Here is a 13,484-nt window from a genome sequence, read left to right on the forward strand (position 1 = left end):
AGGCTTTCATGGAGAGCGGGACTCGTGGACCCCCACCCCCGACCCCTCCCCGCAAAAGGGGGAGGGGAGCGCATCGCGCCCTGGGCGACGGCTTCGCAAACTCAGCTGCGGGAGCGTAGCCCGGATGAGCGCAGCGATATCCGGGGTCTCACGAGCTGTTGCGGCGATCCCGGGTGTCGCTGCGCTCACCCGGGCTACGAAAGCGGCTACTCCGCCGCCAGGGGCTTCTTGTGCAGCGCCAGGCCCAGCCGTTCCCAGACCTGCAGCAGGGCTTCGGCGAGGCGGTCGATCAGGCCGTCGTCGTGATAGGGCGAGGGCGTGATGCGCAGGCGCTCGGTGCCCTTGGCGACCGTGGGATAATTGATCGGCTGGATGTAGATGCCGTGCTCCTCGAGCAGGAGGTCGCAGGCCTGCTTGCACTTCTCGGGATCGCCGACGAACAGCGGCACGATGTGGGTGTCGTTCTCCATCACCGGCAGGCCGGCGGCGGTGAGGATGGCCTTGACCCGGGCCGCGCGGTCCTGGTGGCGCTCGCGCTCCCAGCTCGATGATTTCAGGTGCTTGATCGCAGCGGTCGCAGCCGAGCAGATCGGCGGCGGCAGCGCGGTCGTGAAGATGAAGCCCGGTGCGTAGGAGCGCACGGCGTCGATGATCTCGCCTTTGCCGGCGATGTAGCCGCCGAGGCAGCCGAACGCCTTGGCCAAGGTGCCTTCGAGGATGTCGATGCGGTGCATGACGCCGTCGCGCTCGGCGATGCCGCCGCCGCGCGGGCCGTACATGCCGACCGCGTGGACCTCGTCGACATAGGTCATCGCGTTGTAGCGCTCGGCGAGATCGCAGATCGCGGCCAGCGGCGCGACGTCGCCATCCATCGAATACAGGCTCTCGCACGCGATCAGCTTGGGCCTGGAGGGGCCGGCGGCGATCAGCAGCTGCTCGAGATGGGCGAGATCGTTGTGGCGCCAGATCTGGCGCTCGGCGCCGGACTGGCGCACGCCCTCGATCATCGAATTGTGGTTCAGCGCGTCCGACAGGATCAGGCAGTCCGGGATGAGCTTGGCGAGGGTGGCGATGCCGGTCTGGTTGGAGACGTAGCCGGACGTGAACAGCAGCGCCGCCTCCTTGCCGTGGAGGTCGGCGAGCTCGGCTTCGAGCTGCACCAGGGGGTGATGGGTTCCGGCGATGTTGCGGGTGCCGCCGGCGCCGGTCCCAACGCGAGTCGCGGTCTCAACCATGGCACCGACCACCTTCGGGTGCTGGCCCATGCCGAGATAGTCGTTCGAGCACCAGATCACGACGTTGCGGGGACCGCCCGGCGAATGCCACGTCGCATGCGGGAACCGGCCCGCGATGCGTTCGAGATCGGCGAAAACGCGATAGCGGCGTTCATCATGCAGACGACCGAGGGCGGCACTGAAGTACTGGCTGTAGTCCATCACGAAACCTGACGTGGCGTGCCGCAGTGCAGCAACTGGAACGGACCCTCTAAGCAACGGGGGCTTGAGGCCTTCTTAGAGTGTTTCCAGAGCGGCTGTCGAGCCGGAATCCCGCGGCAGGAGTTGGGCGTTTTGTCCAGGGATCGCCCGATCTGGACCTATCCGTGCTCGCATTGCGGCGGACCCGCGGCAGCTTCAGGTGGTGCGATAATGCAGCACGCCGTCGATGTCCTGGCTGGTCAGGCGGCCCTCGACCAGCATGTAGTTGACGTGGGCGATCAGCTCACCGGCGGCGAAGCCCATCTGGTGCGGGTCGAGCACGTGCTTGTGGAACACCACCGGCACAAGCTGGGCCGACGTCCTGGTCTCGTCGCGGCAGGCGTCCGCGATCATGCGGCAGCGCTCCTCGTGGTGGTCGGCGAGCTGCTTGATGCGGGTCTTCAGGCCATAGAAAGGAACACCATGGCCGGGCAGCACCAGCACGTCATAGGGCAGGGTGGTGGTCAGGCTCGCCAGCGAGGCCAGATATTCGCCGAGCGAGTTCTGGTCGGGCTCGACCGCCCAGACGCTGACATTGGGCGAGATCTTGCTCAGCACCTGGTCGGCGGACAGGAACAGCTTGTCGGCAGCGCAATACAGCATCACCTGATCGAGCGCGTGGCCGCCGCCGGTGATGACCTTGAAGCGCCGGCTGCCGATCTGGATCTCGTCGCCATGAGAGATGCGGCGGTAGGACGCCGGCAGCACCGAGACGCGCTGCAGGTATTCCTGGCCGCGGCCGAGCAGCTTGTCGGTCAGGGTCTCGTCCATGCCGTGGCGGCGGAAGAACAGCCGCTGCGCATTGCGCCGCTCCTCGGTGCCGCGGTTCTGGTGATACACCGACTGCAGGTATTCGACCTGCGACATCACCAGCGGGCAGTCGAAGCGCTCGACGATCCAGCCGGCGAGGCCGACATGGTCGGGATGCGAATGCGTCACGATCAGCCGGCTGATCTTCACATGCTTGAGCGGGCCGTCGAGCAGTCGTGTCCAGGCGGCGATCGATTCCTCGTTGCCGAAGCCGGAATCGATCGCGGCCCAGCCATCGCCGTCGGCGAGCAGATAGATGTTCACATGGTTGAGCCGGAACGGCAGCTTCAGGCGCAGCCACAGCACGCCGGGCGCGACCTCGACGACCTGGTCCTCGCCGGGATGCTGCTCCCAGGGATATCGCAGGGCTTCGGCGGAGGACGTGGCGGTGTCTGTCTTGGTCATGGCCTCATCGATTAACGGCCGCCGCGCGCGAGCGCCAGCCGAAAAAGACAGCGAACGCGGCATGGCTGCCTGTCATTCCGGGGTGCGGCAGGCAGGGCCTCATGGTTCTCAAGGCGATGCAAGAGCATCGCCTGAACGCGCCGCAAGGGCGGCGCTCCTCACCATGAGGGTCAGGCGACGGAGCGACCGCTGCACACGGGACCATGAACACGCTGACGGCGTGTTCATGGAGAAGGGCGAGAGTTTGCGCTTCGATCCATAGCTCTGTTGGCCGCAGGGCGACCTTTACCTCCTCACCCTGAGGGCCCGCCTTGGGCGGGCGTCTCGAACGGCGAGGCCGGGAAAAGGCAACTACGCCGCCCTGATGTTGGTCAGGAACGCATCGACCTCGGCGCGCAGCGTCTCGGCTTCGCGGCGAAGCGCCTCCGAGGCGCTCAGCACCTCGTTGGCGGAGGTGCCGGCCTGGGCCGAGGCGCTGGAGACACCGGTGATGTTGTTGGAGACCTCGGTGGTGCCGGAGGCCGCCTGCTGGATGTTGCGGGCGATCTCGTGCGTCGCGGTGCCCTGCTGCTCGACGGCGGCGGCGATCGCGGTGGTGACGTTGTCGATCTCCGCGATAGTCCCGCCGATATTGCGGATCGCCGACACGGCCGTGGATGCGACCTGCTGCATCCCGGCGATCTGGGTGCGAATCTCGTCGGTGGCCTTGGCGGTCTGGCTGGCGAGGCTCTTCACCTCCTGAGCCACCACCGCGAAGCCGCGGCCGGCTTCGCCCGCGCGCGCCGCCTCGATGGTGGCATTGAGGGCCAGCAGGTTGGTCTGCGAGGCGATTGCCTGGATCAGGTCGACGACGACGCTGACGCGGCTCGCATTGTCGGCGAGGCCCTGCATGGTGGCGTCGGTGGCTCCGGCTTCCTCGACCGCCTTCTTGGCGATCTGCGCCGAGGTCACGACCTGGCGGCCGATCTCCGCGATCGACGACGACAGCTGCTCGGTGCCGGCCGACACGGTCTGGACGTTGACCGAGGTCTCTTCGGCCGCGGCAGCAACGGCGTTGACCAGCGAGTTGGACTGATCGGCGGTTTGCGACATGCTCTGGGCCGTCGTCTGCATGGCGGTGGCGGAGCTCTGCAGAGTGGCGAGCGCGCTGCCCACCGTCGCCTCGAACTCGGCGATCCGGGCCTCCATGCGCGAGGCGCGCTCGGCCTTGGCGGCATTCTCGCGATCCTGTTCGGCGGCCAAGGTGCGGGCGTGGACCATGTTGTCGCGGAACACCTGCAAGGTGTCGACCATCGCGCCGATCTCGTCGCGCTGCTTCGACGCCGCAATCTCGGTGTCGAGATCGCCGCTCGACAGCGTCTGCATCGCCTGCTGCAGCCGCTTGATCCGGCGCAGGATGTTGCCGCCGACATAGAGCCAGACGAACAGCACCGAGCCGAGCAGGGTCGCTGCGCCGGCACCGATCATGCCGAGCGTCGCCAGCTCGATGTCGCGCCCGGCCGTGCTGGTGGCGCCTTCGGTGGACTTGCGCACGCCCTCGACCAGCTGCTGCACGCTGATGTCGAGGCCGACATTGAGCTTGCGCGTTTCCTCCAGCACCGTCTGTCCGTAATCGTTGGCGTCGAGCTCTTTCTCGCGGGTCTTGAACACGCGGGCCTTGCCCTCGCCGAGCGCGGCGAGCTTCAGCGCGGCGTCGTGGATCCCCTTGGTGCTGCGGCCGCTCGGCAGCAATTCGAGATTGGATTTCAGCTGCGCCAGCGCGTCCTTGAACTGCCGCTCGATCGTATCGAGCGTATCGCTGTCATTGGCCGAGAGCGCTGCGGCCATCTGCGCCACCAGCAGGTTGCCCGACGCGATCACGTTGCCGAGTTGCTCGACGAAGCGCGCCGCCGCCGTGGCGTCATCCGCCGAGACTTCGGCGGCACCGAGCACGGCGTTGAGCTGGGTCTGCGCGTCCAGCATCGGCTCGTTTGCCGCGGTGGTGAACTCCGCCTGCGCCTTGCGCAGCGCATCATACTGCTGGTTGTGCGTGGCCGCGACGGTCAGGCGCTCGCGCGCCGCCGACACCAGGCTCTGATTGGCTTCATTGATGTTCTTGATGGTCTCGGCGAGCGGCGCGACCACGCTCTTCTCGGCGCCGAGCGCGCTGATTTCGGCCAGCCGCTGCTGGGTGACCTTCTGGATCTCCTGCATTTTCTTGAGGCGATCGTTGAGCCCATCCTCGCTCTGCGAGCCGAGCAGCGCCGGACCGAGGCTGGCGAGGCTCGAGCTCTGCGCCAGCAGTTGCAGGCTGGAGGTCAGGCGCGGGATGTCGCGGCCGGAGAGCTCGACCATGGTGCCGCCGATATGACGCAGCATCAGGCCCGCAGCGACGCTGATCGCGATCGCCATGCAGGCGATCACCGCGAAGGCTGCAAACAGACTGCCGCGGACGCCCCATCTGGGCCGCAGGACTCCGAGCACCCTGCTGAAGCTGAACCGAATCGCCATCCTTGTTCCCCCGAACGCACGCTACTTAGAGCTGAAGCTTGCGGGCAGTATCGCGGGAGGCGGTTAACAAATGCGGGGAATTACCTGGTCGGTGTCGAATTTTCGCGCATTTCCGCATTTCATGCTGCGGGAATTAACGAAGCCGTGACGATTGTCGATTCCGCACCGTGAAACGCTGCAAACAAAAAGGCCGGCATTGCTGCCGGCCTTTCCGTCGTTTGTTGTTATTTGACGCCTGCGGATCAGTAGCGGGCCGCGACCGGCGCGCCCCAGTTGAAGCGATAGTTCACGCCAGCCTTGAACGTATGGTCGTCGGTGGTGAAGCTGCCGGTCGGCACCAGCGCGGCAGGTGCCGTGAAGGTGGCGTTGCCGAAATTGTAGTACTGATATTCGGCCTTGGCCGACCAGCTCGGCGCAAACATGTATTCGAGGCCCGCACCGACGGTCCAGCCGTTGCGGTGATCGCCATTGGTGCCGAAGCCGACCGGCGTGCCGGCCAGCGTCACCTTCTCGTTGTTGTCGGAATAGGCGTAGCCGCCCTTCACGTAGAGCAGGCCCGGACCCCAGGTGTAGCCGAAGCGGCCGGTGATCGAGCCGAGGCCGCGCTGGCTGTTGGTGTAGGCGTAGCCGCCGGGGAATGCTGCTCCGACGCTGCCGCTCAGCCAGCTGTACTGGCCTTCCGCGCCGATCACCCAGGTGGGGGCGAACTGCCAGTCGGCGCCGACCTGCAAGCCGCCGAGGAAGCGGCCGTTGGAATTGTTGCCGGTGCCGAGGCCGGAGAAGTTGTTGTTGCTGGAGAACGCGCCGCCGAGATGCGCACCGAGGTAGAAGCCGGTCCAGTTGTAGATCGGGGCGGCGTAGACCGGCGCCTTGGTGGCGTAGGGATAGGTGCGGGCGCCGAGATCGGCGGCAAGAGCGGACTGGGCCGAGGCAAGGGCGACGATTGCAGCGGTTGCGAACAGGATCTTCTTCATGGCGGGTCTCCAACACTAACTAACAAGGCTCGCGCATCGCGCGCCGTCGATGGATTGGAGATAGATCGCTTTCGAATAAAATGCTGTCACTCCGGCAGCACAGTGGTCTCGAACCCAACCTGTTCGAGGGCAAACGTTTTCGCGTAGTTAGCAGAGCCCTAACGAAGCTTGAAGCAGGAGTTAATCGACGGTTCCGCTGTGCCGCGGCGGTACAACTGGTTAATGCGCGTTAAGAGCCTGGTGCAGCTCGGCGACGGCGTCGCGCAGCTGCTCGCGATGAGCGATGTCGTCGTCCGGAATCGAGGCGATGCTGGCGGCGATCTCGTGAAGGATTGCGGCGAGCAGCCCAAAGTTCAGATGCATGTGGATCGACTTGCGGACGTCCTCGGGCCCGGGCCGCTCCAGGGTCAACGACAACCCGGACGGTTCGAGGTGGGCTTCGAAGCGCGAGGAATGCGCAAACGTGCCGGCATAGAACTTGTCGGGATATTCGAGCGCGATCTCGGCCTTGTCCGGAATGGGTTTCGACATGGTAGTTCCTGAGCTGTGGCCCCTGAGGTGACGACGCGCGGATGTTCGCAGATCCGCTCTATTGCCGCCTTGCGCCAAGTCAGACTTGCGCCAAGTCAGGCCTGCGCCAAGTCAGAGGGCGCGGAGCGTCGGGATCTCCGAAGGACCGCTCCGGACCGCATTTCTACGGATGCCGAAATTTACCTTCCTTGAGAAAAGGTTGTGCACGTTAATCAAATTAGCAGATCGATGCCGGGCGTTCCGGACGGACCACCTCCAAACAAGCGAGTGGAGATGGCTCCAGCGGAGCGACGGCGGGTGCAGTCCACCCTCCAACGAATGTGCCGTCCGATATGAAGATGCGCCTCTCCATTTCCGCGTTCATTGCAGCCTTTGGGCTTCTGCTCGCACTTGGCTTCGCTGCAGTCGTGTTGACCAGCGCTTACGCGCTGCGCGAACTGAAGGTTGGCGGGCCGCTCTATGACAAGATCAAGCTCGGCAATGACCTGGTCGCCGACATCCTGCCACCGCCGGAATATGTCCTCGAAGCCTATCTCGAGGCGACGCTGGCGCTGCGCGATGCCAGGAACGTGGATGCGCATGTCCAGAAGCTGGCGCAGCTGAAGAAAGATTACGAGGATCGCAAGACGTTCTGGATCGGCTCGGCGCTGCAGCCCGACCTGAAATCGCTCTTGGTCGAGCGGTCGGACGGCGAGGTCGGCAAATTCTGGCAGGCCCTGGAAGCTGAGTTGATCCCGGCGCTGCGCGCAGGCGAACAGGCGAAGGCCGATGCCGCCTACGCCCGGGTGAGCGAGGCCTATGTCGCCCACCGCGCGGTGATCGATGCGCTCGTCGAAAAGGCAAACAAGCTGAATTCGGACATGGAGGCCACGGCGGCGGCCCAGGACCGCAGCATCTCTGCAGTCGTCTGGACCGTCACCGGCATCGTTCTGGCCATGGTCGTCGCCGGTCTTCTCGGGCTCGTGATGGGCGTGGTTCGTCCGCTGACGCGCATGACCGGCGTGATGCGCCTGATCGCGCAGGGTGAGCTTTCCGCCGACATCCCATATTCCGGGCGCGGCGACGAGATCGGAGCGATGGCGGGCGCGCTCGGCATCTTCAAGACCAATGCGTTGGAGAACAACAATCTGCGCGACAGGCAGGACCGCGATCGCACCGAGGCCGAACACACGAAGAAGCGCGCCATGCTCAACATGGCCGACGTGATCGAGCGCGAGACCGGCACGTCGGTAGAGGCTGCGGCGAGCGCGTCGCGTCAGGTGGAAGCCGTCGCGAGTAGTCTGTCCGACCTGGCCCACGAACTGTCTGCGGATGCGCAATCCGTGGCGGCCGCCTCTGAGCAGTCGCTCGCCAACGCCCAGACGGTTTCGGCGGCGGCGGAGCAGTTGAGCTCGGCGATCCGCGAGATCTCGAGCCAGGTCGCACGCGCCAGCACCATCACCAAGTCGGCGGTGACCGGGCGCGAGAAGGCCAAGGGCACCATGCTGTCGCTGGCGAAGGCCGTGGACAAGATCGCCGAGGTCTCCAACCTGATCGGCGGCATCGCCGAGCAGACCAATCTGCTGGCGCTCAATGCCACGATCGAGGCCGCGCGCGCCGGCGATGCCGGTCGCGGCTTCGCCGTGGTCGCAGCGGAGGTCAAGTCGCTGTCGGACCAGACCGCCAAGTCGACCGAAGAGATCTCGCGCCTGATCGGCGAGGTGCAGGCCACGACGCAGGCGACCGTCGACGTTGTCGAAGGCATCGGCAGCCAGATCTCCGAAATTGACGAGGTGGCGGGCTCGATCGCCGCAGCAATGGAGGAGCAGCACGCGGCGACCCAGGAGATCAGCCGCTCCGTGCAGTCGTCGGCGAGTGCCGCCCGCGACGTCTCGGCCAAGATCGTCAATGTTGGCAAGGATGCCGGCATGGTCAACGATCGCGCCGCCGAGGTGCGCAGCGCCATCGGCAGCGTGGCATCCAGCCTGACGGCGCTGCGGGTGACGCTGGTGAAGGTGGTCAGGACCACGACCATCGAGGCGGACCGCCGTCAATCGCCCCGGCTCAAATCAAACCTGCCGATCAAGGTCATCGACGACGGCAAGGGAGCCGTGAAGGCCGAGCTGCTGGATATCTCCGAGGGCGGCGCCTGGTTTCGTTTCGATCCCGAGCCCGGCATCGGCGATCGCGGCAAGATGGAGTTCAGCGGCTTCGACGGCAGCGTCGCCTACCGTGTGCGCGCACGGGACAGGGACGCCCTGCATGTCGAGTTCGATTCAGGCAAGAACCGCGAGGCGTTCCTGGCGTGGTTCAAGCGGAGCTTCGCGCGGCAGGCGGCGTAATCCTCTCGTTAGCTCCGGCCCGTCTGAAACCGGACGCCAAGTCAAGTCGCTCAGGATGTCGTCTCCGCGTCGCACTGCGTCGGGGCGGCTTCGCCTTCCGCGGCGCAGAAGCGCGAGATGGCACGGCCTCGATGATAGAGCGTGCCGATGTAGAGGTGGCCGAGAATTGAACCGACGAAGACGAACGGCTCGTCCTGCTGCCGCAGGGTCATGCCCGCGCCATCCCGCGTCCACTGTCCCGAGAGCGTGAGCTGGACTGCCACTCCGGTCACGGCGTTGCGGCCGTCCTCGCGATAGGAGCCGTCCGCCAGCAGATGCCAGACATAGACATTTCGGGGGAAGGCGTCTGGAATGATCGCGGTCCAGACTGCGCCCTCCTGAGGGACTTCGGCGCCTGCCGCCGGCGAGGTCGACAGTCCGGGCCAGAGAAGGACGCACCCGAAGAGGATGAACGAGATCGCGCGTCGCATCGAGCACCGGTGTAGGCCGCCAACACATGTTGGTTGGCAGCATACACCGATGACCCTCGTTGTCGAAACGCCCGATCAGCTCTGGGAGCGGCCGACGAGGTCGCTGATCCGCACCGGAAACCGCCTGATGCGGACGCCCGTCGCATGCGCCACCGCATTGGCGACTGCGCCCGCCGAGCCGGTGATGCCGATCTCGCCGACGCCCTTGATGCCGAGCGGATTGACGAACGGATCGTGCTCCTCGACCGTGAACGCCTCGATCGCGGGGACGTCGGCATTCACCGGCACATGATACTCGCCGAGATTGGCGTTCATGATGCGGCCGCTGCGGCGATCGGTGATCGCCTCCTCGTGCAGTGCCAGCGAGATGCCCCAGATCATGCCGCCGATGAGCTGGCTCTTCACCAGCTTCGGATTGATGATCCGCCCGGCCGCGAACGCGCCGATCATCCGCGTCACGCGCACCTGGCCGAGATCTGGATCGACCTTCACCTCCGCAAACACAGCGCCATGCGAGCTCATCGCGTACTGCTCGTTGGCGGCGGGATCGGGCATGCCTGCGCCTGAGCCCTCGACCTCGGTAAGACCTGCACGGGCGAGGATGTCGGCATAGCTCTCGCCGCGGCCCTCGTCGTCGCGCCGCAGCAGCCGTCCGTTGCGGGCGATCACGCCGGCATTGCCGGCGCCGAACAGCGGCGAGCGCTGATCGGTCGTCGCAAGCTCGGCAAGCTTGGCGATGACCGCGGCTCCCGCATTGTGGATCGCGGTGCCGACGGTCGCCGTGTGCGCCGAGCCGCCGGCGATGCCGGCATCCGGCAGGTCCGAGGTGCCGGCCTTGAACGTGACCCGGTCGAGCTCGAGCGCCAGCGAATCGGCCGCGATCTGCGCGAACGCAGTCCACGCGCCCTGGCCCATGTCGTGGGCGCCGCTCTCCACCACGCCGCTGCCATCGCGCCGGATCACCGCGCGCGCCTGCCCCGCAAACATCAGCGCATGGAACGTCGCCGTGCCCATGCCCCAGCCGACCAGGAAGCCATCCTTGTCGCGCATCGTGCGCGGCTTCAGCGGCCGCTCCCACCAGCCGAAGCGCTCGGCGCCCTGCGTGTAGCACTCGCGCAGCGCCTTGGATGAGAACGGCTTGCCGGTCGCCGGCTCGACCTCGGCGTAGTTCTTGACGCGGAAGGCGAGCGGATCGAGGCCACAGGCCTCGGCCATCTCGTCGACGGCGCTTTCCAGCGCGATCGAACCCGGCGCGATGCCGGGCGCGCGCACGAACAGCGGCGTGCCGCTGTCCATGCGCACCGCGTCGTAGGTGGTCGCGATCGCCGGCGCGGCATACAGCGTGTGCGTCACATGCGCCGCCGCCTCGTAGAAATCCTCGAAGCTCGAGGTCGCGATGCGGGCGTGATGATGGATCGCCGACAATTGCCCCGCAGCACTCGCACCGAGCTGCAGCGTCTGCCGTGTCGGCGAGCGATGGCCGAACGGACCATAGAGCTGCTCGCGGCGCACCACGAGCTTCACCGGACGTCCGACCAGCTTGGCGGCGAGGATGCCGAGGATCTGCGGCCCGGCGATCAAGCCCTTGCCGCCGAAGCCGCCGCCGAGATAGGGGCTGCGGATCAGGATGTTCTCAGGCGCAATGCCGAACAGCTCGGCCAGGCGCCCGCGCATCATCACGAGTCCCTGGGTCGGCGTGTCGATGACGAGCTTGTCGCCGTGCCATTCGGCGACGATCGCGTGCGGCTCCATCGCGTTGTGATAGTGCGCCGGGGTCTCGTAGGTCGCGGTGATCTGCCTGTCGCTGCCTGCCAGCGCGGCCTCGACGTCGCCGTGGTAGCTCTCGGCGGGAAAGCCCATGCCGACCACAGGCGGCACGTAGGCGTCACCGGCGTCGAGCCCGATGCGGGCGGGCTCGGCTTCGTAGCGCGGCGACAGCAGCGCGGCGCCTTCGGTCGCGGCTTCCAGGCTCTCGGCGACGACGAGTGCGATCGGCTGGTTGGCGTAGCGCACGCGGTCGTTCTGCAGCGCCTCGAACCGGAACGCGAAGGGATTGGGCTTGCCGTCGGGGTCACCGGCCAGAGGCGGCCGGTTCGCCGATGTCATGACCTCGACGACGCCCGGATGCGCCTTGGCAGCGTCGACGTCGAGAGAGACGACGCGACCACGCGCGATGCTGCTCACGGCCAGCACGGCATAGAGCAGGCCGGGCGGATTGTTGTCGGCGGCATAGCGCGCGCGGCCTGTGACCTTGGCGAGACCGTCCACGCGCGACAGCGGCTGGCCGATGTTCGAGCCGTGGCGGAGATGGGCGGGATCGCGGGAGAGATTGAGCTCAGGCGTCATGGAGTGCTCCTGGAACGGAGGAGAAGGGAGAGGCCGGCAGCGCCGGCATGCGCGACGGCGTGCCCTCGGCTGCGGCGGCAAGCGCGCGCACGATCAGACCGCGCGCGAGCGGGATCTTGTAGGCGTTGTCGCCGGAGGGCTTTGCCGTGTTGAGCGCAACGTCGGCGGCCTGCTGGAATGCACTGGTCTGCGCCTTCTGGCCCGCAAGCAGCGCCTCGGCATCAACGGCACGCCATGGCTTGGCGGCAACACCGCCGAGCGCGAGGCGTGCGCTGCTGATCGTGCCGTTGTCGATGACGAGACCGGCTGCGGCGGAGACGACGGCGAACGCGTAGGAATTGCGCTCGCGGACCTTCAAATAGCGCGCATGCCTTGCGAAGGCGCGCGCGGCTGCCGGCAGCCGGATCGCGACGATCATTTCGCCGGGGGCGAGCACGGTCTCGCGCTCCGGCGTGCTGGCGGGCAACAGATGCAGTGCCTCCAGCGCGACCTCGCGCCGGCCCGCTGCGCCCTCGATCTCCACCACCGCATCGAACGCCGCCAGCGGCACGCAGAAGTCGGAGGGGTTGGTGGCGATGCAGGCCTCGCTCCAGCCGAGCACGGCGTGCTGGTGGTTGTCGCCGCCACGGGCGTTGCAGCCGGCGCCGGGCTTGCGCTTGTTGCAGGCGGAGGCCGGATCGTAGAAATAGGCGCACCGCGTCCGCTGTAGCAGATTGCCGCCGACGGTGGCGGCATTGCGCAGCTGCGCCGAAGCGCCGGACAGCAGCGCTTCCGCTACCGCCGGGAAATCGCGCGCGAAGCTTGTGTCATGGGCGAGATCGGCGTTGCGCACCAAAGCGCCAATTCTGACGTCGCCATTGCCTGAAGTCTCGATGCGCGTCAGTTCGGCGAGCTGCGAGATGTCGACCAGCCGCGATGGCCTGACGACGTTGCCCTTCATCAGGTCGAGCAGATTGGTGCCGGAGGCCAGATAGGCGGCGCCGGGCGCGCTGGCGGCGGCGATCGCGTCCGCGACCGTCGACGGCTTCACGTAGTCGAACTGGTTCATGCCGCGCGCTCCGTCTTGTCGGTAAGCGTCGCCTGCGCGTCGAGCACCGCCTCGACGATCCCCACATAGGCGCTGCAGCGGCACAGATTGCCGCTCATGCCTTCGCGCACGCGCTCGGGATCAGCGCCGGCCTGGCCTTCATTGATCAGGCCGACCGCGCTCATGATCTGGCCCGGCGTGCAGAAGCCGCATTGCAGGGCGTCGTGGGCGATGAACGCCTCCTGCACCGGGTGCAGCTGGTCGCCCTGGGCAAGTCCTTCGATGGTGGTGACCGCAGCGCCGTCCAGGCTTACGGCAAGCGTCAGGCAGGAGTTGATGCGGCGGCCGTCGACGAGCACGGTGCAGGCGCCGCACTGGCCGCGATCGCAGCCTTTCTTGGTGCCGGTGAGGTGGAGGCGCTCGCGCAGCAGGTCGAGCAGGGTGACCCTGGGGTCGTCGAGCGCAAGCGTTCGCGGCTCACCGTTGATGGTGAGTCTGACAGTCCAATTCATGCGTTGTTCCGATCGAAGCGATGGCCTAATCGGATCGCAGCGGGCACCGCCTTACGGGCGATGGTCCGTCCAGATCCAGCGACCGCGGGATGCGACAGGAAAAGTTGGCAGTCCCGGGGTGGC

10 protein-coding genes are annotated in these 13,484 nt (G+C 66.6%); 1 reads left to right on the forward strand and 9 read right to left on the reverse strand.

The window, feature by feature from the left end; all coding sequences use genetic code 11:
• Window positions 1-206: 206 nt before the first annotated feature.
• From hemA to S58_RS03890, 5 genes are all read right to left on the reverse strand, one after another.
• Window positions 207-1,436, reverse strand: a complete 1,230-nt coding sequence (gene hemA, locus S58_RS03870) for a 5-aminolevulinate synthase (RefSeq protein ID WP_015663933.1) — start codon at window positions 1,434-1,436, stop codon at window positions 207-209.
• 195 nt (window positions 1,437-1,631) lie between these two features.
• Window positions 1,632-2,690 carry an MBL fold metallo-hydrolase gene (locus S58_RS03875; RefSeq protein ID WP_015663934.1) on the reverse strand — a complete coding sequence of 353 codons (1,059 nt, stop codon included), beginning with the start codon at window positions 2,688-2,690 and terminating at the stop codon, window positions 1,632-1,634.
• A gap of 351 nt (window positions 2,691-3,041) precedes the next feature.
• Window positions 3,042-5,180: a methyl-accepting chemotaxis protein gene (locus S58_RS03880; RefSeq protein WP_015663935.1), complete on the reverse strand. Its 2,139-nt coding sequence runs from the start codon at window positions 5,178-5,180 to the stop codon at window positions 3,042-3,044.
• Between the two features lie 242 nt (window positions 5,181-5,422).
• A complete protein-coding gene (locus S58_RS03885) occupies window positions 5,423-6,154 on the reverse strand; it encodes an outer membrane protein (protein WP_015663936.1) in 732 nt (243 codons plus the stop codon).
• 219 nt (window positions 6,155-6,373) lie between these two features.
• Window positions 6,374-6,685 (reverse strand): hypothetical protein, encoded by a 312-nt coding sequence (locus S58_RS03890; protein ID WP_015663937.1) that lies wholly within the window; start codon window positions 6,683-6,685, stop codon window positions 6,374-6,376.
• Window positions 6,686-7,017: 332 nt separating this feature from the next.
• On the opposite strand from S58_RS03890, the gene S58_RS03895 reads away from it, so the two are divergent.
• On the forward strand, window positions 7,018-9,006 hold the full coding sequence (locus S58_RS03895; RefSeq protein ID WP_015663938.1) for a methyl-accepting chemotaxis protein: 1,989 nt from the start codon (window positions 7,018-7,020) through the stop codon (window positions 9,004-9,006).
• Window positions 9,007-9,056: 50 nt separating this feature from the next.
• Here the strand turns inward: S58_RS03895 and S58_RS03900 are convergent, their stop codons facing one another.
• The 4 genes from S58_RS03900 to S58_RS03915 form a co-directional block, all read right to left on the reverse strand.
• A complete protein-coding gene (locus S58_RS03900) occupies window positions 9,057-9,476 on the reverse strand; it encodes a hypothetical protein (protein WP_015663939.1) in 420 nt (139 codons plus the stop codon).
• A 75-nt stretch (window positions 9,477-9,551) separates the two neighbouring features.
• Window positions 9,552-11,822: a xanthine dehydrogenase family protein molybdopterin-binding subunit gene (locus S58_RS03905; protein WP_015663940.1), complete on the reverse strand. Its 2,271-nt coding sequence runs from the start codon at window positions 11,820-11,822 to the stop codon at window positions 9,552-9,554.
• Window positions 11,812-12,870, reverse strand: a complete 1,059-nt coding sequence (locus S58_RS03910) for an FAD binding domain-containing protein (RefSeq protein ID WP_015663941.1) — start codon at window positions 12,868-12,870, stop codon at window positions 11,812-11,814. The genes S58_RS03905 and S58_RS03910 overlap by 11 nt, the downstream gene beginning before the upstream one ends.
• Window positions 12,867-13,361, reverse strand: coding sequence for a (2Fe-2S)-binding protein (locus tag S58_RS03915; protein WP_015663942.1), 495 nt, complete (start codon window positions 13,359-13,361; stop codon window positions 12,867-12,869). The genes S58_RS03910 and S58_RS03915 overlap by 4 nt, the downstream gene beginning before the upstream one ends.
• Window positions 13,362-13,484: the final 123 nt, after the last annotated feature.

Source organism: Bradyrhizobium oligotrophicum S58, from assembly GCF_000344805.1.
GTDB classification, from domain to species: Bacteria; Pseudomonadota; Alphaproteobacteria; order Rhizobiales; family Xanthobacteraceae; genus Bradyrhizobium; species Bradyrhizobium oligotrophicum.